At 32.6% G+C, this 23467-nt stretch carries 20 protein-coding genes and 1 pseudogene; all 21 read left to right on the plus strand.

Annotated elements, in window-relative coordinates; all coding sequences use genetic code 11:
- The first annotated feature begins 227 nt into the window (after positions 1–227).
- Positions 228–1265 carry a glycosyltransferase family 2 protein gene (locus MMB68_RS13800; RefSeq protein WP_277549073.1) on the plus strand — a complete coding sequence of 346 codons (1038 nt, stop codon included), beginning with the start codon at positions 228–230 and terminating at the stop codon, positions 1263–1265.
- A 200-nt stretch (positions 1266–1465) separates the two neighbouring features.
- On the plus strand, positions 1466–2266 hold the full coding sequence (locus tag MMB68_RS13805; RefSeq protein ID WP_277549074.1) for a glycosyltransferase family 2 protein: 801 nt from the start codon (positions 1466–1468) through the stop codon (positions 2264–2266).
- Positions 2267–2559: 293 nt separating this feature from the next.
- Positions 2560–3582 (plus strand): glycosyltransferase family 4 protein, encoded by a 1023-nt coding sequence (locus MMB68_RS13810; RefSeq protein ID WP_277549075.1) that lies wholly within the window; start codon positions 2560–2562, stop codon positions 3580–3582.
- A 59-nt stretch (positions 3583–3641) separates the two neighbouring features.
- Positions 3642–4547, plus strand: coding sequence for a glycosyltransferase family 2 protein (locus MMB68_RS13815; protein ID WP_277549076.1), 906 nt, complete (start codon positions 3642–3644; stop codon positions 4545–4547).
- Between the two features lie 16 nt (positions 4548–4563).
- Positions 4564–5508, plus strand: a complete 945-nt coding sequence (locus MMB68_RS13820) for a glycosyltransferase family 2 protein (RefSeq protein ID WP_277549077.1) — start codon at positions 4564–4566, stop codon at positions 5506–5508.
- A 6-nt stretch (positions 5509–5514) separates the two neighbouring features.
- Complete coding sequence (locus tag MMB68_RS13825; RefSeq protein WP_277549078.1) at positions 5515–6825, plus strand: flippase; 1311 nt, start codon at positions 5515–5517, stop codon at positions 6823–6825.
- A 5-nt stretch (positions 6826–6830) separates the two neighbouring features.
- The gene (gene galE / locus MMB68_RS13830; protein ID WP_277549079.1) at positions 6831–7883 is read left to right on the plus strand and encodes a UDP-glucose 4-epimerase GalE; all 1053 of its coding nucleotides are present in this window, start codon (positions 6831–6833) and stop codon (positions 7881–7883) included.
- A 212-nt stretch (positions 7884–8095) separates the two neighbouring features.
- Positions 8096–8350: pseudogene (locus tag MMB68_RS13835) on the plus strand (hypothetical protein).
- 368 nt (positions 8351–8718) lie between these two features.
- Positions 8719–9852 carry an O-antigen ligase family protein gene (locus tag MMB68_RS13840; RefSeq protein WP_277549080.1) on the plus strand — a complete coding sequence of 378 codons (1134 nt, stop codon included), beginning with the start codon at positions 8719–8721 and terminating at the stop codon, positions 9850–9852.
- Between the two features lie 307 nt (positions 9853–10159).
- Positions 10160–10333, plus strand: coding sequence for a GDP-mannose 4,6-dehydratase (locus MMB68_RS13845; protein ID WP_346780482.1), 174 nt, complete (start codon positions 10160–10162; stop codon positions 10331–10333).
- Positions 10334–11143: 810 nt separating this feature from the next.
- On the plus strand, positions 11144–11890 hold the full coding sequence (locus MMB68_RS13850; RefSeq protein WP_277549081.1) for a YveK family protein: 747 nt from the start codon (positions 11144–11146) through the stop codon (positions 11888–11890).
- 37 nt (positions 11891–11927) lie between these two features.
- Positions 11928–12593 carry a CpsD/CapB family tyrosine-protein kinase gene (locus MMB68_RS13855; protein ID WP_277549172.1) on the plus strand — a complete coding sequence of 222 codons (666 nt, stop codon included), beginning with the start codon at positions 11928–11930 and terminating at the stop codon, positions 12591–12593.
- Positions 12594–13088: 495 nt separating this feature from the next.
- On the plus strand, positions 13089–13856 hold the full coding sequence (locus MMB68_RS13860) for a tyrosine-protein phosphatase (protein WP_277549082.1): 768 nt from the start codon (positions 13089–13091) through the stop codon (positions 13854–13856).
- Positions 13857–14168: 312 nt separating this feature from the next.
- Complete coding sequence (gene galU, locus MMB68_RS13865) at positions 14169–15050, plus strand: UTP--glucose-1-phosphate uridylyltransferase GalU (protein ID WP_098660363.1); 882 nt, start codon at positions 14169–14171, stop codon at positions 15048–15050.
- 80 nt (positions 15051–15130) lie between these two features.
- Entirely contained in the window at positions 15131–15763 is a 633-nt protein-coding gene (locus MMB68_RS13870; protein ID WP_180230502.1) for a sugar transferase, read from the plus strand.
- A gap of 36 nt (positions 15764–15799) precedes the next feature.
- Positions 15800–17236, plus strand: a complete 1437-nt coding sequence (locus tag MMB68_RS13875) for a lipopolysaccharide biosynthesis protein (protein WP_277549083.1) — start codon at positions 15800–15802, stop codon at positions 17234–17236.
- 27 nt (positions 17237–17263) lie between these two features.
- On the plus strand, positions 17264–18418 hold the full coding sequence (locus MMB68_RS13880; RefSeq protein ID WP_277549084.1) for a glycosyltransferase family 4 protein: 1155 nt from the start codon (positions 17264–17266) through the stop codon (positions 18416–18418).
- 38 nt (positions 18419–18456) lie between these two features.
- Positions 18457–19785: a UDP-glucose dehydrogenase family protein gene (locus MMB68_RS13885; protein ID WP_277549085.1), complete on the plus strand. Its 1329-nt coding sequence runs from the start codon at positions 18457–18459 to the stop codon at positions 19783–19785.
- 87 nt (positions 19786–19872) lie between these two features.
- Complete coding sequence (locus MMB68_RS13890; RefSeq protein ID WP_277549086.1) at positions 19873–20931, plus strand: glycosyltransferase family 4 protein; 1059 nt, start codon at positions 19873–19875, stop codon at positions 20929–20931.
- A gap of 39 nt (positions 20932–20970) precedes the next feature.
- Positions 20971–22041: a glycosyltransferase family 4 protein gene (locus MMB68_RS13895; protein WP_277549087.1), complete on the plus strand. Its 1071-nt coding sequence runs from the start codon at positions 20971–20973 to the stop codon at positions 22039–22041.
- A gap of 16 nt (positions 22042–22057) precedes the next feature.
- Positions 22058–23443, plus strand: coding sequence for a sugar phosphate nucleotidyltransferase (locus MMB68_RS13900; protein WP_277549088.1), 1386 nt, complete (start codon positions 22058–22060; stop codon positions 23441–23443).
- The last annotated feature ends 24 nt before the right edge of the window (positions 23444–23467 follow it).

Raw genomic sequence — 23467 nt, forward strand, 5'->3', positions numbered from 1 at the left:
CTATGTAATTGATGTATAAAATTTTTCACTATAAACAAGAAAGATAATCAATTTAAAAGCAGATATTACAACTTGCGAATACATATTAAAATCATTATATAAAGATAATTCTAATTGTAGTTATTATAGTAGATTACTATTCATTAAAGCTTATAATATAACAAACGGATTTAAACTTTATTTATTATTATAATTAAAATTTAAATAAACCATGTGAGGATCTATCAATGAAAAAAGAAAAAATAAGTGTTATAATTCCTGTTTTTAATGAAGAAAGATTTATAGAGGATTTACTTTGGACAATAAATAAGCAGTCTTATCCGTTAGATAAAATAGAGGTAATTATAATAGATGGAGGATCTGAAGATAGTACTATTAGTTTAATTGAAGACATTTCAAAAGAAATTAACTATAAATTAATAACCCTGTATAACGAGAAGAAAATTCCTGTATCTGCATTAAATATTGGTCTTAAGTGCGCTCAGGGCGAAATAATAGTTAGGTTAGATGCTCATAGTAATTATGAGTCTCAATATATTGAGAAGGTAGTTTATCAACTAACTAATTCAAAAGAATACTGTAATGTTGGGGGAGTTGCTAAAGCAGTTGGATATGACAAAATTTCAAATGCCATAGCTTCAGTATTAAATTCCCCTATCGGAGTTGGTGGAGCTAAATTCCGATATGCACAAGAGCCAATCGAAACAGATACTCTATTTCCAGGAGCTTGGTGGAAAAAGGATTTAGTTAAAATAAAGGGATGGAATGAAGAATGGATTGTTAATGAAGATATGGAGCTGAATGTTAGATTAAAGAAAGAAACGAAAAAGAAAATAGTTATTATTCCTGATATTAAATTAGAATATTATCCAAGAAACTCATTTGGTAAATTATTGAGACAATATTATAGATATGGTTACTGGAGAAACAAAACCTCTAATAAACATGCAGAGTCGATGAGACTCTCGCATATAATTCCTCCATTTTTCATTATAACTCTAATAGCATTACCTTTATTAAGGTTAAACAATCTTTTTGTAGGTCTAAGTTTATTTTATTTGTTAACAATAATATTTTTTTCGATTAAATTAAAGGACAAAAATAATAGTTTATTCCATATTATACTAAGTATCATAATAACCCATTTCTCGTGGGGGATTGGTGCTATCCATGGCTATATGAAGTTTGGGATACCTTTTAAAGGTTTTTGGAAAGTCTTTAAAACCGTTTTTCTATCCAAAGTTAGATTTAATAAAATTTCATGATCGTTAAATATATTTTAAATTCTCTACCTTGAGAACGAATTATAATAATTAATATAGAAATTGAAGGTGAACATAGAAAGTGTAAAGTCTACTTCATATATCATGTATAGATAGGAAATTTAAGAAACTTTAAAGTTTCTTAAATAGGATTAAAATACTCATTAAAATATTATAACATTTTAATAAAAGAAGGTAATGCTATGGATATAGAAATGCTAGTATCAACAATGAATCAAACTAATTATGATCTATTGAAGCGGATGAATATAAAAAATAAAGCAGTGGTTATAAATCAATTTACAAATGATAAGTCTAAACCTCCTAAAAAAATTGATAATGAAACGCTTAAATTCATTAGCGTTTACGAAAAAGGATTAAGTAAAAGTAGAAATACTGCAATTGAAAATGCGGATAATAGCATTGGGATTATTTGCGATGATGATTTATACTACTATGATGATGTGAAGGACAGAGTAAGAACTGCTTATCAAAAAAATAAAGACGCAGATATAATAATATTTTGTTATGACACTGATGGCCGACATAAAAAAAACTTTGGTGGAGAAGCAAAACGATTGGGTTATCTAGGAACCATGAAAGTATCCTCAGTACAAGTGACTTTTAAAATTAAATCGATTAAAGAGAAGGATATTCGTTTTAATGAATTATTCGGCACAGGATCCTCTTATTATCAATGCGGCGAAGAAAATATATTCCTTTTTGAATGTTTAAAAAAAGGATTAAAAATATATTTTGAGCCTATATCCATTCTATCGATCGACGATAATGACGAATCAACCTGGTTTAATGGTTTTGATGATAAATCCTTTTTTGATCGTGGTGCAGTTTTCACTGCCATGAGCAGTCGCTTTTATCACTTTTTAATTTGGCAGTTTGCTATTCGTAAGTATAAGATATATCGACATGACATTGGCTTTATTGGGGCTATTAAGAATATGTATAGGGGTCATAAAGATTATTTAAATATGACGAATCAGTAATGTATAAAAATTGCAATCATTAGCAAAAAAACAGTGAAATAAGTATTGTTATCTCAACAAACAAGAGCAAGAAAACATAGTTTATAGTTAAATATGAAGCTAGTTCGAGAAGAGTATTTATTTCTATCACTAGAAGTAAATACAACTGATATTACTTCAATTAAAAAATAACATTAACCATATTTACTTAAAATATTCCAATGAAGGTGTTATTTCAGTAAAGAAACTTTATTAATATTATACATCACCTGGTAAATAGAAGAGGAAAAGCATCAGTTTGGGAGGAAATTAAAATGAGACTATTTTTTATAGGTGATTTTTACAGTGAAAATGGCCCTTCAAGTGTGAATAAAGCACTTAAAAAAATTATGCCTGACAATACTTTATATTCAGTGGAAACTAAACCATATAAAAGAATAATAGAACTATTAATAAAAATTAGACAAGCAGATTTAGTACTTTTTTCTGGCTTATCAAAAGTTAATATTATTGGTTTTAAAATTGCAAAACTTTTGAGAAAGAAAGCAGCTTATTTAATGCATGGGAGTCACCTCATTGAGGGCAAACTAAATCAAAACTTAAACAAAAGTTTAATGAATATAGAAAATAAAGTTTTGGAACTAGCTCCTGTAATCATATGCGTCTCTGAAAATTTTGTGAAATATGTAAAAGAATATTATCCCCAACACAGCGATAAAACGACATATGTAAATAATGGGGTTGATTGGAATATGATTGGTTTAGCAGAATATGAAAATACAAAAAGAAATAAAAATATGTTGCTATCTGTAGGAGGAGGCATACCACTAAAAAAAATTGAAATGATTTGTAAGGCTGTAAACCATTTAAATAGTAAAGAAGGATACAATTTAGAATTTACAGTTATAGGAACTAACGGGTCTGACACTCACAAGATTAAATCCTATCCTTTTGTAACTTACATTGAAAAGGTAGATAAAAGGAATATGGCCCATTATTACACAACCGCTCAATTATACATACAAAATAGTGAATTTGAAACTTTTGGACTTGCTACGGTAGAAGCATTAATATGCGGATGTAATATATTAATATCTAAGAATGTTGGAGCACTATCTATTATTAATGCACTTGAAGAAAATGATTTAATCTATGATATTAACAGTATAGAAGAAATTTCTAGAAAAATAGCACATAATTTACTAAACAATAATAATAGTAGATTAATAAAGAGCGTAGAAAAAGATAATACTTCTATAGAGGCGTCCTATAAAAAAATAATCTCTATTTTAGAAAAATCAAGAAATAGTGATGTAGTAAAAAATCATACTAATTAAAGATCAGTATTTTATTAGTAATAACCCTCCATTGTAAGTCGTATTAGAAAGGATAAATCATGGAAAAATTAACAATTTTCACTCCCACATATAACCGTGGTTATATTATAAGAAATTGCTATGAAAGTCTATGCCGTCAATCTAACAAGGATTTTCTATGGCTTATTGTGGATGATGGCTCCACAGATAATACTGAAGATATAATAAACTCTTTCATTAATGAAGATAAAATAAAAATAATCTATCATAAGCAAAAAAATAGTGGTAAGCATGTTGCTCATAACAAGGGAGTATTAATGTGTGAAACAGAAATGTTTGTTTGTGTAGATTCAGATGATTATCTATCAGATGACGCGGTACAGATAATTCATGAAACATGGGCTAATGTTGAAAATGATAAGAGTTTGGCTGGAATTATTGCATTAAGAGGTGAGAACACCCAACAAGTAATAGGTACAAGAATGCCACGTAATATTGAAAGGTCTTCAATTCTTGATCTTTATGAGAAGTATAAGTTCAAAGGTGATACGATATTAACATTTAAAACAGCTATATTAAAAATACATTTATTTCCTGTTTTTGAAGGAGAAAAGTTTGTTACCGAGGCTGTTGTATATGATCAGATAAGTCGGAAATATGATATGAAATTAGTAGATAAGATTCTATATTTATGTGAGTATTTAGATGATGGTTATTCAAAAAATATATTGTCTGTTCATAAAAAAAATCCAAAAGGTTACATGTTTTATTTAACACAAAAAGTTGAAAATGCAAAAAATTTTAGAGATAAATATAAAGCAGTTGCGTATTATGTTGCTGGATGTTTAGGAATGAAAAGTATATTTTATTACAGAAATTGCGATTATAAATTTTTAAAAATCATTTCAATTCCAAAGGGAATCTTAATATATGTTAAACCTATTATTAAAAGTACATTAGTTAAATATAAATTAGTAAAATTTTAGTACATTAAGGGTGAAGATGTTGAGTAATGATAAAGTAAGTATTGTAATTCCAACTTACAAAAGGGCAGATAAAATTGTAAGAGCATTGGAAAGTTGTATTAAGCAAGATTATCAAAATACAGAAATAATAATTGTAGACGATAATGGGAATGATTCAGAGTTTAGAGGTAAAACAAAATCTCTAGTAACCCCATATATTAAAAAATATGGGGTTAGATACATAGAGCATGCAGAAAATAAAGGAGGAGCTGAAGCTAGGAATACCGGTATTAAAGAGGCAAGAGGTTTCTTTGTTTCTTTTTTAGATGATGATGATGAAATGTTACCAAGTAAGATTTCTAAGCAAGTTAAGCTCTACAATGACAATAAAAATAAAAATGTAGGTCTAATTTATTGCTATTGCGAGGCAGTAAACGAAGACGGCGAACATAAAAAATATTATAATAACGATTTTCAACTAAATCCATTATATGAACAAATGTTGGAATGTATTGCTGGCACTTCTTTATGGCTTTCTCCAAAACATATTTTAGAAGAGGTTGGAGGTTTTGAGAATACCCCTTCCAAACAAGATACAATACTTTTATTAAAGGTCTTAGCTGCAGGCTATAATATTTTCAGGGTTGATGAACCTTTAGTAAAATATTATGAATATAATACTGGGAAAATTAGTGGTATAAGTGTAAATAATATAACGGGAGAGCGTAATGCGCGAATATTTAGTAGAAAATATTATTATAAATTAGACAGTACTAATAGAATATTAAACGTAGAATACCGTTTTTCTAAAAAGTTACTAACATTATATCTATTGAATGGATTAAATGATTTAGCAAAAGAAGAATTAAATAACATGATTAGAATAAGTCCATATTCACAAGACACTCTAAAAGGTAGGTTAAAATACTCCTTAAAAAATGCATATAAAAAATTTATTAAAAATAAAAGCAATCAACTCTAGTATACTATGAAGATTATAAAAAAAATTGTAGGTAATAGATTTGCCAATAATACATTATGGTTACTATTGGATAGGATTTTCCAATTATTACTTGGGTTAATTGTAGGCATATGGACTGCTAGATATTTAGGCCCTTCGAACTTTGGAGTATTAAATTATGGAGCCTCTATAATTACATTTTTTTCTGTAATATGTAGTTTAGGGCTAGAGAATGTAATCATAAAATATTTTGTCGATAATCCTAAAAAAAATAATACCATCCTTTTCTCAGCAATCGCAATAAGGACTATTACTGCTGTATTATCTATTATTGTTATTTATATAATGGTCTCTTTGATTCATTACGATGATAAAATAGTTAAATCAGTAATTATGTTACAATCTTTAGCTCTAATATTTACTTCCTTCGACACAATTGATTATTGGTTTCAATCTATATTAATGTCAAAATATGTGGTCTTAGCAAAGTCTATAGCAAGATTATTTGTTAGTATATGGAAAATATATTTATTAATATCGAATGCATCATTAGCATTCTTTGCATTATCTAGTACAATTGAAGCTTTAATATTGGGTATTATCTTGTTAGTTATTTATTTTAAAAAGAACAAAATAAATATTTCAATTTCGAAGAGATATTCAACAGAACTAGTTTTAGACAGTTATCACTTTATTTTATCTGGTCTTTTAATAAGTCTTTTCACTCAAACGGATAAAATTATGCTAGGTAATTTAATTGGAAAGGAAAGTGTGGGTGTTTATTCTGTAGCTGCAAATATGGCAACTTTATGGTATTTTGTCCCATTAGCTGTCATCAACTCTGCTCGACCTATTATACTAAAAAAGAAGCAAAATTCAATTCTGGATTATCAACGTAACTTGAAACAATTGTATGCATTTATTTTTTGGTTAGGAGTTCTAGTTTCATTATTTATTACACTATTCTCAAATATAATTATAAAGCATTTATATGGTCAACAATATATTGAAGCATCAGTTCCTCTCATAATTTTAATATGGTCAAGTATTTTTTCTTTACTAGGAACTGCAAGAAATATATGGATCGTGAGTGAAGGAGTAAATAAATATACAAAATACTACTTTTTAATAGGAGTAATTGCAAATTTCCTACTGAATTATATTTTCATTAATTTATTTGGTGCGTTAGGTTCAGCTTTAGCAACTCTAATCGCCCAAATTATTACTACAATAATAGCACCTATGTTGTTCAAAAAAACTAAAGAATCAACGTATTTAATGGGGAAAGCATTGCTTTTAAATGATGTAATTCCAAAAAATAAAAAATGGAAAAGGTGATAACATTGATACTTATTACAGGCGGAGCAGGTTATATCGGTAGCCACACTTGTGTCGAATTATTAAACGCAGGTTATGAAATAGTCGTTGTGGATAATTTCTCTAATTCTAATCCTGAAGTTATAAATAGAATAAAAAACGTAACCGGAAAAGATTTTGTTTTTGTTGAAGCAGATTTACTAGATCAAGAAAAAATAGAAGGCATATTCCATATTTATCAGATAGACGCTGTTATACATTTTGCTGGGTTTAAAGCAGTTGGGGAATCTGTGGAGATTCCACTTACTTATTATCATAATAATATTACAAGTACTCTATTATTATGTAGTATTATGGACAAGTTTAATGTTAAGAAGATGGTTTTTAGTTCGTCTGCTACAGTTTATGGAGATACGGATTTGGTACCTATTCAAGAAAATAGCCCCCTATCTGCTACTAATCCATATGGTAATACTAAATTAATGGTTGAACAAATTCTTAAAGATCTATCAACAGCTGATGATTCTTGGAGTATTGCTCTACTAAGATATTTTAACCCTATAGGAGCTCATATAAGTGGATTGTTAGGAGAAAATCCAAATGGTATACCTAACAACTTACTCCCTTATATATCCAAGGTTGCTTCAGGTGAACTTGAATATTTAAATGTATTTGGCAATGATTATCCAACAAAAGATGGGACTGGAATGAGGGATTACATCCACGTTGTGGATTTAAGTTTAGGACACGTTAAGGCTTTAAATAAGATATTATATTCTAAAGGAATAGAAGCGTATAACTTGGGAACTGGAAATGGATACACTGTCATAGAGGTTATTAATGCTTATGAAGAAGCTAGTGGTAAAAAAGTAGATTATAAAATAACTCCTCGTCGTCCCGGGGACATCGCGATAAGTTATGCAGACCCCAAAAAGGCAAAAAGAGAATTAGGTTGGGCAGCAATAAGGTCTCTTGACGATATGTGTAGGGATTCATGGAATTTTGTTCAGGTAAATCCAAATGGAATCAAAAAAACAAATATAGATAAAAAACTAGTAGTGAGTTCTGTGAAAAAATAATTTATTATTTACGATGGAAATTTGTTGCAATTTTTTATTAGAAGAGGATATGAACGTAAAAATTGCTGTGGCCGGAACTGTAGGTGTAGGATTGATTAGAATTGTATGTTTTACAGAATACGGTCATTCTGTCTTTCGTATAGGTATAGACAAAAATAAATATTATGAAATTAGGTAAAAATCCTGTTTATGACCCAAGTCTTATTGAATTAATGACCAAAAATATAGATAATATTAACTTTATGAAAAACTATAAAAATGCTTACAAAGATGCAGAAGTTATTTTTATTGGTGTAGGAACTCCTGAGAAAAATGATAGCTCTGCTAATTTAAGAAATGTTTAATCAGTTGCAATTCAAATTGCAAAAATTATTGAAAAAGATTGTGTTATAGTTGCGAAATCAACTGTACCAATTGGAACTAATGATAAAGTGGAAGAGGCTATTAAGACTAACCTTGTTTGTTAGTAATTTAAAGTACACTATGGTCTAAGGCAAGGATATTAAGTTTCTATGCTCTATGTCCTCATAACTCTAAAAAGGAACTTTTAAAATTCTCTCGCTTAACAAGTATCACATTTTAAACTTTATATTCTTTCATAAAAAGAATATAAAATTTTTAAAAGAACTCTTTTTAGTGGTAGACCAGTGCACTAATTGAATTTTCACTTTTTAAAGATTATGTTTTCGTAACACTTATCTCTAAGTTAGTGCATTTAGAACAAGATTATTATGAATTTCCAATAAACAAATAAGTTTTTTAAAGAAAAAAATTTAAAGGAAAAAACATTTAAAATGTAATCTCATTTGATTGTGTTTCAAATTGGAGGATAAAAATGAGTTTATCGAATAGATGGGTTGTAATATTTTTAATTCTTCCCCATTTAAGTATATATTATTATAGGCTTGATATAGTATATCAACTGACTCTTATTTGGCAATTTTTAGTTGTAATTATATCGTTATTTATACTATATAGAAATCTAACTACTTTTAATATTTTATTGATTTTTTATATGACTTTAGTTATATTTTCAGCATTTTTAAACGATACCTTTAATCCTGGGATTTTTTATTCCATTGCAGTATTCACGGGTTTTTGTATTTATATTTCTTATGCAATGAGAAATATAAATGAATTAATTAAAGGGTTATACTATTTATTTGCTACTGTTGTTTTTCTAAACTTTTTTACCCTACTAATAGGGGGGATTGCTGTAAGTCCGGATGGGTTGTCCACTAACTACTTGCTAGGAGGAAAAAACGCAATAGCAATGACTGCTTTACCAACTATTCCATTAATATATTTATATTCATATATGATTCATAATAAATTAAAGGCTTTTCCTTTTCTTCTAATTTTAATATGTGCTGTATCACTCTACCTATCGGAAAGTGGAACAGGGATTGTTATCTCATTTCTAGCCATACTTTTTGTTGTTTTACCCAAGAAGTACTTTCCCTCATTCACCACTTACTTTTGGACATACATCGTCGCTTTTTTCACAATAGTTGTTTTTCGATTACAAGAATTATTGTTCGGCGATTTTATAATAAATGTATTGCATAAGGATATGACTTTTACAGGCAGAACTTATATATGGGATTTAGTGCTTAATCTAATTAAAAAGTCTTGGCTAATTGGATATGGAAGAGGAAATCAAATAATAAGTCAGCATTTTGCTAACTTGAATGAGACTCATAACGGATTATTAGAGATTATGATGTATTCTGGTATTCTTGGTGTACTATTCTTTTTAATAATATTATTACTAGTAGGGCATAAATTAAATTCAAATAAAGATCATATACTCTCTAAAATACTATCATTTTCTATTTTTGCTTATTTGATAATAGGTTTAACAGAAAGTGTATTTTATAAAAAAGAATTTTGGATATTACTTGTTATTTCATATGGCATAAGACATATTATTAGAAGCTTGGACTTAAAGAAAGTAGCTCACAGATAGATAGCAGAATAGAATTGTTGAATTATTATTGAGAGTTAATAAATATAAATGTTCGATAGGTATAGTCTTAAGTTCCCTTGTAGTAACCAATAGATTTCTTAGTACTACCTTAAAGGTAACACTAAGAAACAATGTTGAAGATGGTAGAAACATAACCTAATTATAGTATTGGAAATCAAGATTTACTTGCATACGTGATGAATATTGGAAACTTAAAAGATATTGAAAGTCATGAAAACTACACATCTATGAAAGAAGTAATATTAACACTAGAGAGCTTGTAGATCATTTAGTTAAACATCAGGATATTGATGTAATTGTGAACTTTGCAGCCGCATCACATATTGCCCCCAGTATTACAGAGCCCGATATTTTTATCAAAAGTAATGTGTTAGGTATACAAATATTTTTAGGTATAGCAAAAGCTAATAACCTGAAGAAATATCTAAAAGTATCAACTGATGAAGTATACGATTCATGAGGCGAAACAGACTGTTTTAAAGAAGAAATACCTCTTGATTCAAACAGTTCTTACTCTACAAGTAAAACAGAGACGTAGATGCTTTTTAGTGCGTATTATAAGACATTGGTTATGAATGTTAATATTACAAGACGTTCAAATAACTATGGTCCTTATCATGTTACGGGGAAATTGGTCCATTGATGGTGACAAATGCTCTAGAGGGAAAAGAACTTCCTATCGATAAAGATGGCAAAACGTTCGTGGTTGATTGTATATAAAAGATCATTGTACGACTATTGATTTGGTTAATTATAAAGGAGAGCCAAGGAAAATTTATAGGGTAGGTCGCCACAACGAACAAATAATGAAATTGTATATTTAATTGTAGAAAAACTTAAAGTTCCAAAAGAATTGGTTAAGTTTGGAGAAGACCGACTTGAGCATAATCGCCTTTATGTAATCAACCCTGCTAAATTAATAAAAGAGCTTGGATGAAAGTAAAAATATACATTTAATTAATACAGAAATTATTGAGACAATTCAATGACGTTTTGACAATCAAGACTGATAGGCAGATATTAAATTATGTGATTACGTAAACTACTACCAAAAAATAATACAGTCATAAATAACGAGTTAAAAGTCTTGGTTACAGAAGCTAACAGACAGATTGATAAGGAGGTAGTTAAGCTCTTTACTAAAAAAGGTTTAAATAAAAACTATTAAACATTTATTTACAAAATTATATAGAAAATGCATGTGTTGTAAATTATAATAAATAATAGTTTATAAAATTTGCATTACTATTAAGGTATTCGGAGGTTACTCATGGAAGAAGCCATTGATTTAAGACAACTAATGGGAAGGCTTAAGAAGCGCTTCTGGTTAATTGCTTTACTTACAATCATAGCAGCAACAATTAGTGGTGTTGTTAGTTTTTTTGTCTTAACACCGATGTACGAAGCTAATACCCAAATTTTGGTTAATCAAGCGAAATCAAAAGAGCAGTTCTATAGTTCATACGAATTGCAAACGAATGTGCAGTTGATTCAGACGTACAATGATATTATCAAAAGTCCAGCAATTTTAGGAGAAGTGACAAAGGAATTAAACTTAGATATGACTCCTAAACAGTTAAGCAATCAAATTCAAGTGACTAATTCACAAGATTCTCAGGTTGCTCACATTGTAGTACAAGATACAAATGCTAGACTAGCAGTAAAAATTGCTAATACAACAGCAGCTGTATTTAAAAATGAAGTACCTAAAATTATGAGTATTGATAACGTAAGTATTTTAGCAAAAGCAGAGCTTGATGAAAGTTTAAGTCCAATTAAGCCACAGCCACTTTTAAATATTGCGATTGCGATTGTCGTAGGATTAATGGCGGGGATTGCTCTTTCATTTCTGCTAGATTATTTAGATAATAGCATTAAAGATGAACAAGACATCGATCAGATTATGGAACTCCCTGTTATTGGAGTCATCTCTCTTATAGATGAGGAAGAATTAAAAGGATCGTCTGTTTCTTCTCATTCTCTAACGCCAGCGAGAGGGGGAAGTCACAGTGTTTAAAAAATCTAAAAACGCGGGATCAAAGAAATTAGCTCATATGCGAAGTTTAATTTCATATCAAAAGCCGAAATCTCCTATTTCTGAGCAATATCGAACGCTGCGTACAAATATCCAATTCTCGAATGTTGATCGCAACATTCGTTCAATTATGGTAACTTCTTCGTTTCAAGAAGAAGGAAAATCCACCACAGCAGCCAATTTAGCTGTAGTATTTGCTCAGCAGGGAAAAAGAGTGTTATTTGTAGATGCTGATTTACGTAAGCCAACCGTACAGTATACATTTCAGTTAGAAAATCACATTGGCTTGACAAATGTGTTAACGAAGCAGACGACATTAGGTGCAGCGGTTCAAAATTCACTTGTCACAGATTTATGGATTTTGACGAGTGGTCCTATTCCACCCAATCCAGCTGAGCTTCTGGGTTCGCAAGCTATGGAAGAGTTATTGGAAGAGATGTACAGTCAATTTGATATGATCATTTTTGATACGCCTCCTGTTCTCCCGGTAGCAGATGCTCATATTTTAGCAAATCAATGCCACGGAATTGTCCTTGTGATGAAAAGCGGAGCAGTTGAAAAAGATGCAGCGTTAAAAGCCAAAGATATTTTGGAACATGCCGACGGTAAACTTTTGGGCGTCGTACTGAATCAGAAAAAACAGCCTGCTGATGGCCAATACTATTATTATGGAACTAAGGCATAATAACCTACAAAAAAACGCACTCAGTAAATAAATGATATTTACTGAGTGCGTTTTTGTCATGAATTTTTATAGGTCTAAAGAATCACTATTTTACGTTCGACTCGGAGAATTCAAAATTCACTAAAATACGATGATGGCAGTATTGTAAGCGATAACAACATTTAAATTATTTATGTATAATATAAAATAATCTGAAAAAATAAACAAGTCTGTAGTCTCACGAAAAAACGACTGATTATTGGTAATATATAAACTATATTATAGAAAATATCAGAATAAAATAAAAATGGATATTATATTAAAATGATATTTCTTTAGGCTTATAAGTGACCCTTTCGTGAATAATATGGACTATTTCAGAGACAAAAACAGACATGAAAAGTAAAAAAATGTGCTTTTCGTGAATTTCGACAAAATAAGACATTGAACCTATGAAATTCCTATGCTAAGATTAAGTGTAATTTTGGGTCTTTTGGATTAATGGAGGTGGAGGAAATGATTGATTTACATTGTCATATCTTGCCTGGTATAGATGACGGTGCTAAAGATATAGAAGACAGTATAGAAATGGCTAAGCATGCATTTTCTCAAGGGATTCGAACGATTGTAGCGACACCTCATCATCGAAATGGCAAGTATATAAATGAAAAAAAAGATATTGAGGAAAAAGTATCTTTTCTAAATAAAATATTAATTGATAAACAGATCCCTGTCACGATTTTACCAGGACAAGAATCTCGTATATTTGGAGAGATGGTAGAAGAGTACAAGAATGGAAAAGTTTTAACCTTAAACAATACGCACAAATACGTATTTGTAGAGTTCCCATCTAGTCAAGTGCCTCGATATACGGAACAGCTTTTATTTAACCTTCAATCAGAAGGGTTAACACCTATTATTGTACATCCAGAACGCAACAGTCGAATTATGGAAGAACCAGATATCCTTTATAATTTGGTAAACAAGGGGGCTTTAACACAAGTTACAGCTTCGAGCTTAACTGGTCAGTTCGGTAAAAAGATTCAAAAGTTTTCGAATAAACTGATTGAATGTAATTTAACTCATTTTGTGGCATCTGATGCTCATAATGTTACAAATAGAGGGTTTCTAATGGATCAAGCGTTTGATGCAGTTGAGCAGGAGTTTGGAATAGATATGGTTTATCTTTTTCAGGAAAATGCGGAAGCTGTTATTGAAGCAAAAATGTGTTTTAAAGAGCCGCCGGAAAAGATTAAAAGAAAGAAGATTTTAGGTATTTTTTAAACGTTTATGTAAGTTTACCTTACATAAATGTTATTTTTTGCTTTTAACTGGATTATTATTCTTTGTAAGATAAAAAAATCTAAAACTTAAAGATTTAGGTGATGTCTCCTAGCCGTTATCGACGGAGATACTCGATTGTGCTGTGGGTTATCAAGCCTTAGACGCTAGTCGTCAAAAGCACAATGTGAGGGAGGGTTAGATGCCCGCTTTAAAATTAAATACTTAGGTAAGGAATAATAGTTTATTTCTTACCTAAGTATTTAATTTAGATTAAGTACCTTCCCCATTACTCATTAAAAAGGAGAGAATACTATGAAAAAAGTAAGAAAAGCGATTATTCCAGCTGCAGGGCTGGGAACACGATTTTTACCGGCTACAAAGGCAATGCCGAAAGAAATGCTGCCGATTGTCGATAAGCCAACAATCCAATACATAATTGAAGAAGCAGTAGAATCAGGTATTGAAGATATCATTATTGTAACGGGAAAAGGAAAGCGTGCAATTGAAGATCATTTTGATTATGCACCTGAACTAGAAAACAATTTAATGGAAAAAGAGAAGTTTGATTTGCTGGAAAAAGTTCGCCAGTCTTCTAACGTAGATATTCACTATATTCGTCAAAAAGAGCCAAAAGGTCTTGGACATGCGGTTTGGTGTGCACGTAATTTTATTGGGGACGAGCCTTTTGCTGTATTGTTAGGGGACGACATTGTTCAAGCTGATACACCTTGCTTGCGTCAATTAATGGATGAATACGAAACAACATTATCATCTGTCATCGGTGTTCAAACAGTTGCAGACGATCAAACTCACCGCTACGGAATTGTTGATCCTATCTCAAATGAGGGCCGTCGTCATCAAGTGAATACATTTGTGGAGAAGCCAGCAAAAGGAACAGCACCTTCGAATCTTGCTATTATGGGACGCTATGTATTCACACCGGAAATTTTTAAATTCTTAGAAGAACAGGAAATTGGTGCAGGCGGGGAAATTCAATTAACAGATGCAATTCAAAAGCTAAATGAAATTCAGCGCGTATTTGCTTATGACTTCGAAGGAAAACGTTATGATGTGGGTGAAAAATTAGGCTTTATCCGTACAACGCTTGAATTTGCATTAAATCACGAGGAGCTGCGTGATGATGTGCGCAAACTAATTGATGAGCTTGCTCAATTAAATGCTGTAAAACAATAAGGAGTAAACGGGAGGGCTTGTTTTTGAGTGCATCAAAAGTAGCACAAAGTAAATCATCGGCTTCGTACCCAACTCAGAACATAGAAGCGGTTGTTCAACAACAACCTGCTTCTTATTACATAGGGAAACGGATTATCGATATTTCAGGTGCATTAATTGGAATTATTTTGTTATCGTGGCTATTTCTTATCATTGCAATTGCTATAAAAGTAGAAGACCCTAAAGGGCCTGTCTTTTTTCGTCAAAAGCGCATTGGAAAAAACGAAAAAGAGTTTCATATGTTTAAGTTTCGTTCCATGGTCTCTGATGCTGAAGAACGACTGAAAGATTTGCTTGAGAAAAATGAAACAGGAAGTATCATGTTCAAGATGAAGCATGATCCTCGTATCACAAAGATTGGACGTTTTATTCGAAAAACCAGCTTAGATGAATTGCCTCAGCTTTGGAACGTGTTAAAAGGAGAAATGAGTCTAGTAGGACCAAGACCTCCTATCGAAAGGGAAGTTGAACAATATTCTGAGTATGACAAGCAGAGACTTCTTGTAACACCAGGCTGTACAGGCCTTTGGCAAGTAAGCGGCAGAAGCAGTATAGGTTTTGAAGAAATGGTGGAGCTTGACTTGCAGTACATCCAAAAACGTACGATTGGATACGACATCAATATCATTTTAAAAACAGTCGGCGTTTTATTTGGATCAAAAGATGCATATTAAATGAACGATTAAATTCAGAAATAAATAGGTGAAATTATGTCTTCTTCAATGTCTCGTAATACTATATGGTCGTTTCTGAGTATTGTCGGCGTTCAGTTCATTAACATTATGACCAATGTAGCATTAGCCAGAATCCTGAGTCCAGAAACATTTGGAATTTTAGGGATGGCTATTGTGTTTGCTGGATTTGCATTTGTAGTGCAAGAGGCTGGCTTAAACTCATATTTAATCTTTAAAAAAGGTGATATTCAAAAAGTTGTCTCTACTACTTTTTGGCTGAATATCATTTTTTCTATTGTCATCGCGGGAGCTCTGTACTTTAGTTCAGGGGCTATCGCTGATTTTTATCGCGATACACACGTAATTACCATTTTACATTTTATTTGTATAGGGATTTTAGTAGGTTCGATTGGAAGTACCCATCGAGCGCTGTTAATGAAAAATAATCAATTTAAAGATGTAACAAAAGTCGATATCTTAGCTGAGGTAGTATCAAGCATCGCGGCTATTATCCTAGCACTCTATATCAACGGGTTATTGGCAGTATCAGCGAAATATGTATTTAGACCGTTCATTCAATCTTTAGTTGTTTTTAAATACTCTAAATACCGTATTCAATTTGCTATCTATATGGATGAGTTGAAGGACTTGTTCTTGTATAGCGCAAATGTACTGGGTTCTCAATTATTTATGTATATGAATAACAACGTAGATTTCTTTTTAGTAGGGCGTTTCTTAGGAGATAAAATCTTAGGAATTTATACACTAGCCTTTCAATGGGGAGCACTAGCTAGATATTATCTTTCAGGAGCTGTGATGAGGGTTGTATTTCCAGAAGTATCCAGACAACAAGATGATCCTAGAAAACTAAAAGATATGTATTTAAACGTCGTTTCAAAATTAGCCTTTATTACACTTCCAATTTGCTTCGGTTTAGCCCTTGTAGCACATGAGTTTATTTACGTCCTGTATGGAGAGAAGTGGATGGACGTTGTGCCTGTTCTTCAGTTGCTGCTCATAGCTGGGGGAATATCTTCTATCAGTGTAGTAGGGGGACCGGTGCTGCGAGGTATCGGGCGACCTGATTTAGAAATGAAGCTTAGTGTATTTTCGTTTGTTTCTTTTACGGCGTTAGTTCTTATTGGAGTAAAGCACGGCCTTCTAGCAGTTGCTATAGCAGAGTGCTGCCGTGTTGTTCTTGTAGAGACAACAAGATTATGGCTCATCAGAAAGCATTTAGGTGTATCTGTACGAGCTGTATGTAAGCAATTGCTGCCTACTGTGCAATCGTTAGTACTTATGATTATTGTACTGTATGGAATGAATTTATTAGAGATTGAAATAAACGTATTGATTCTATTTGTACTTAAAATTGCAATTGGTGCGGCTGCTTATATTGCCGGTTCGTTTATCTTTAATAAATCCCAGTCTAAATGGATTCTTAACTACGTTAAAAAGAAACAAGCAGCATAAACTTTTGTCGTTAAAAAGAGGGAGAGCATGAAAAAAAAGATATTGATTGTCAATAGCTTCTATTTTCCTACCATCGTAGGAGGAGCTGAAATTTCAACTCAATTGCTTGCAGAGGGATTGTCAGCAGATTACGAAGTGCATGTGTTAACAACGGGTGAACAAAAAAAGAAAATTTTCACAGAAGTTATTAACGGAGTCACGGTGCACCGTTTGCCTTCATTAAATATTTATTCGCCTTTAGATCGAAAAGATAAAGGAACGTTGAAAAAGTTAACCTGGCATTTTATTAATATGTATCAGCCCGCTCAGGCAAAGTTACTGACTAAAGTGTTAAAAGAAATTAAACCTGAACTCATTCATTCTCAGAATTTAATGGGGATCGGGACTTATCTATGGAATATCTGCAGCCAGCTATCTATTCCAATTGTTCATACAACGCGTGACTATGCTCTTATTGAGCCCGTCAATAGCGGTGTGGTCAATCGTTTCATTCATAAGGTCAATGTAAAAAGAAGCTTGAAAGTGAAGAAAGTGGTTGGTATTTCAAATTATATTTTGAAGTATCATCAAGACCATCAGTTGTTTCAACGCTCCGATGCAGACGTTATTGGCAATGTAGTAAATGCTGAGCGTTTCGAACGTATACAAAGAGTAGAAGGTGAGCCTTTAACGGTAGGGTACTTTGGCCAAGTGGCTTCTAATAAAGGCGTCATGATGCTCGTAAATACAATTCGACAGCTAGATTCTTCGATTGTGAATAAGCTGGTTATTTGCGGTACAGGAGATCAGCTTGACGAAATAAAAGAAATTGCTAAGACAGATAGCAGAATTGTAGTAAAAGGAAAAATAACCCAAGAAGAAGTGTATCAACAGATGGCCAGTGTAGATGTAACCGTAGTGCCGTCAAAATGGGCTGAGCCTTTTGGACGGGTAATTATTGAATCTTATCAGCAGGGCACTCCTGTTCTTGCCACAGCTGTGGGCGGAATTCCCGAGTTAATTCCTGAAAAAGATATGTTGTTTGAAAGAGAAAATATAGAAGAGTTAAAAGAAAAACTAATCGTTATCCAAAAAATGTCGCGCAAATCATATGAAAAGTTGGTTTCTGATAGTTACGAAAATTCCGTTAAATATAGAGACAATCTTGTAGATTACAAACGCGTGTATGAGAAAGTAATGTAACAAGTGTTATAAAAATGCGCATGTAGGAGGAGTATAACATGAAAATTAGTGTGGTAGGAACTGGATATGTGGGGCTTGTAACAGGGGTATGCCTATCGGAAATTGGCCATGATGTTACGTGTATTGATACAGACATCAACAAAATTAACAAAATGAGACAAGGGCAATCGCCCATCTACGAACCAGGATTAGCTGAGCTAATGGTTAAAAATATTAACGAAGGTCGCTTACATTTTACAAATGTCCATAAAGAAGGCTTCGAAAATTCAGAAGTCGTGTTCATCGCAGTAGGAACACCTCAGCTTCCAGACGGTTCTGCTAATTTACAATATATTGAAGCGGTAGCAGAGCAAATTGCTCAAGAGGTAACAACTGATGTGGTCGTTGTAACAAAAAGTACAGTGCCAGTAGGAACAAATTATCGAGTAGAGAAAATTATCCGTGAAAATCTTAAAAATGACGTAAAAATCAGCATTGCTTCAAACCCTGAGTTTTTACGCGAAGGTTCAGCGGTTCAAGATACATTTAACGGGGATCGAATTGTTGTCGGAACAGATGACGCTGAAACAGCGGCTATTCTTGAAGAGATGTACAAGCCTTTGAATATTCCAGTATTTAAAACAGACATTTCAAGTTCTGAAATGATTAAATATGCATCAAATGCGTTCTTAGCAACAAAAATTAGCTTTATTAACGAAATTTCTAATATTTGTGAAAAGCTAGGGGCGAATGTAGAAGATGTAGCAAATGGTATGGGCTATGATCAGCGTATTGGCCGAAACTTCTTAAATGCGGGCATTGGTTATGGAGGGTCATGTTTCCCAAAAGATACGCATGCATTAGTACAAATCGCAGGCGGAGTGGAGCATGATTTTGAGTTACTTAAATCTGTTATTCAAGTAAATAACAATCAGCAGCGTCTAATGGTAGATAAAATTGTTTCTAAATTTGGCAGTTTAGAAGGAAAAGTTATTTCATTATTAGGTCTGGCGTTTAAACCAAATACTGATGATATGCGTGAAGCAGCTTCTATCGTTTTAGCAAAAGAATTAATTGCTCAAGGAGCTAAAGTGAAAGCATACGATCCAATTGCTATGGCAAATGCAAAATCACTTCTTCCAGAAGCAGTTACTTACGAAGAATCGGTTTCAGGTGTTCTACAAAATGCTGATGCAGCAGTAATCGTAACAGAGTGGGATGAATTTAAAAATATGAACTTAAAAGACTTGCATACGGTCATGAATGAAGCAGTTGTTTTTGACGGACGTAATTGTTTTGATGAAAAAGCCGTAACAGAAGCAGGTATTGAATATCATTCTGTTGGTCGAAAATCTATTTACACTTCTAAGTCATTAATTAATTCCTAAGGGGGCAGAAGGTTAAATGCCTTCTCCCTTTTTCAAAGCTTCTCTTTCCTATTAGGAATAAATTTTAATGAATATAAGGAGAATACTATGGATGTATATATAAATGGACGATTTTTGACTCAGCGCGTAACAGGTGTGCAACGGTTTGCGTGGGAAATCATACAGCGTTTAGACAAACAAAAAGACGTTCAATTCACGATTTTAGTTCCCCCTAATTATGAGGGGGAGCATTCGCTTCAAAACATAAAAATCAAATCAATTGGCCAATCTACAGGACATAAATGGGAGCAGTTAGAGCTACCGGTTTATGTAAAGGCAAAACCTTTAATTAATTTCTGTAATACGGGTCCTATTTTGAAAAAAAATCAAATTGTTGTGATTCATGACACGGCTGTCTATGCTTCACCGCAAGGCTTTTCAAAAGCTTTTAGAGTATGGTACAAAACAATGTTCACATTCTTCAAGCTTAGATCAAAAAAAGTATTAACTATTTCTCAATTTTCAAAAGAGGAATTAATAAAATATTTAAAAATCAGCTCAAAGAAATTAGAGTTGATTTCTGAAGGCAAAGAACATTTTGATTCTATTAAAGAAGATCATTCAATCCTTGAGAAGTTTGATTTGAAGCCCCAGAAATACATTCTAGCTGTGAGCAGTATGAATCCAAACAAAAACTTCAAAGCGCTAGTCGATGCTACCGAGTATTTGCAAGACGAAGATTTTCAGATTGTTATAGCTGGCGGAACGGATTTAAAAGTTTTTAATAAAATTGACATTGAAAATGAAAATATTAAGCAAGTTGGATATGTAACAGACGAAGATTTAAAAGGTCTGTATATGAATGCAGGCTGTTTTGTATTTCCGTCCGTTTACGAAGGATTTGGATTACCTCCCTTGGAAGCAATGTCTACAGGATGTCCTGTACTTGTGTCCAATGTCGGCCCGATGCCTGAAGTATCTGGTGACGCTGCTATTTACTTTGATCCGAACGATTCACAAGAACTTGCAGATAAAATTAGATATGTCATGAATAGTGATGATGTAAAGCAAGAGCTAAAAGTAAAAGGTTTAAAACAAGCTGAAAAATTTTCTTGGCAAACAGCAGCTAATCAGCTGATCGGATATACAAAGTCGCTGGATGCATAAAAAGGCAAAGGTCTTTTTATGAAAGGAGATTTATCCCCTATGAAAGTAATGCATGTAGGTGAATACGTAAAAGGCGGAGTAGCCACTTATGTAAAGGAAGTTATCGATTACCAGAAACACTGCGAAGATATTGAGGAAATCTATCTTGTTGCAAGTGACACAAATTCTGATAAAGATTTTGATCTTCCCTCTGAACACCTGTTTTTTTATAAATACGAACGTAATTTGAAGAGCGTTGCAAGTGCGGTTAAACAAATAGAAAAAGCAATCGATCAAGTACAGCCTGATGTCGTACATGTTCACAGTACGTTTGCAGGAGTGTTTGTAAGGTTTCCTTTGTTTTTTAGAAGAAAGAAATATAAAATTGTTTATTGTTCACATGGATGGGCTTTCTTGATGGAGTTATCTTCCTTAAAGAAAAAGGTATTTACGTTTGTTGAAAAGGTACTGTCTACAAAGACAGATAAAATTATCAATATTTCGCAAAACGAACAAAAGAAATCTCTTGAATTAGGGTTTACTGATAATAAATTAGCGCTCATTAACAATGGAATTAATACAACTGTACGTGATGGAAATCCAAACCTTAAAGTCGATAAAGAAAAAATAAACCTCTTATTTGTAGGGAGGTTTGACCGACAAAAGGGACTAGATATCTTAATTGAGTTTTTTACAGGCTATAAAAATAAAGATATCCAGCTATATATTATTGGTGATAGTGTGCTGAAAAATAGTGCAATTGAAATCCCTGAAAATGTGATAAGCGTTGGCTGGGTAGATAATAATCAACTAGATTCATATTATGAGTTATTTGATGCGGTGATTATTCCTTCCAGATGGGAAGGTTTTGGATTAGTTGCCGTGGAAGCAATGAAAAACGCAAAGCCAATCATAGTAAGTGATCGAGGAGCGTTACCTGATTTAGTTGGAAATGATAATGGTTATATTTTTTCGCTTAATCAGTTAAGTACATTGGAACAAATCTTGAACTCGCTTAATAAAGCTGAGCTGCGACGTAAAGGTCTAAATGGTTATGACTATTTTATCGACAACTTTACTAGCGAAATAATGAATAAAAAAATTATTGATGTATACAAACAAATAATTTAATAAGGTGGGCATAAATTTGAATTTAGTACTTTTATCAGGTGGGTCTGGTAAGCGCCTATGGCCGCTGTCAAATGATGCGCGTTCAAAGCAATTTCTAAAAGTATTAGAAGATAAAAATCAGTCGCTTGAATCAATGGTTCAAAGAGTATGGAATCAGCTGAAGAATGTTGGACTCGCTGAATCCTCAGTCATTGCAACGAGTAAATCTCAGGTTGATATGATTCACAGTCAGTTATCGAATGAAGCTGATCTAATTGTAGAACCTATGCGCCGAGATACATTCCCGGCTATTGCGCTTGCTGCTTCTTATATATACAGCGTTAAGAAAGCTTCATTAGATGAAGTAGTAGCTATTCTCCCAGTAGATCCGTATGTAGATGATGCTTTTTTTAATAGAGTAAAAGAATTAGAAAGAGTTGTGCAAGAGAGTGAAGCACAGCTGGCCCTTATTGGTGTTACCCCTACATATCCTTCATCTAAATATGGATATATTGTTCCTGCAGAAGAAAAGGAAGAAAGTAAAGCGGATTACCTTTCAGTTAACCGATTTACAGAAAAGCCGAGTGAAACGGCAGCCGCTGATTTAATTAAGCATAATGCTTTGTGGAATTGCGGAGTATTTGCTTTCAAACTAGAATATGTGATCTCTATTCTTGAGGCTAAGGGCTGGCCAACTGATTATGAAAAGTTGCTGAAACAATATAGTACTCTTCCTAAGATTAGCTTTGATTACGAAGTAGTAGAAAAAACAAAAGACATTGTGGTTCTTCCATATGACGGCTATTGGAAAGACTTAGGAACTTGGAATACATTAACGGAAGAAATGGGCACAGTCAAAATTGGTAAAGGTGTTATCAGTGAAGACAGCGAAGGAGTTCATTTAATTAACGAACTAGATATCCCTGTCACAGTACTTGGAGCTTCTAACCTGGTAGTAGCTGTAAGTCCTGACGGCATTCTTGTATCGGATAAAGAATCCAGCCCTCGTATTAAAGAGTTAGTAGGTGAGTTCGATAATCGCCCTATGTACGAAGAACGTCGATGGGGATGGTATCGCGTATTAGATTATACAAAGCTTGAGGAAGAAAAAGAAGTTTTAACAAAAAGAATTGGTGTAACAGCAGGCAAGAATTTAAGCTACCAGCTGCATGATTATCGGGACGAAGTATGGACAATCATTAAAGGAGAAGGCGAACTAGTTTTAAACGACCGCTTGCAAATGGTAAAACCGGGGGATGTAATAAAAATAGCAGCAGGAGAGAAGCATGCAATTAAAGCAATCTCGGATATGGAATTCATTGAAGTGCAAACTGGTTCTCAATTAATCGAAGAAGACATTGTTCGACTATATATGGAATGGGACGCTATTCAGGAGCATGTATTAAGTGTAAAAGAAGTGTAGGAGCAAAAGCAAAAAGGAGTAGCT

This window comes from Priestia sp. Y58, assembly GCF_029522095.1.
In the GTDB taxonomy this organism is placed as follows: domain Bacteria; phylum Bacillota; class Bacilli; order Bacillales; family Bacillaceae_H; genus Priestia; species Priestia megaterium_E.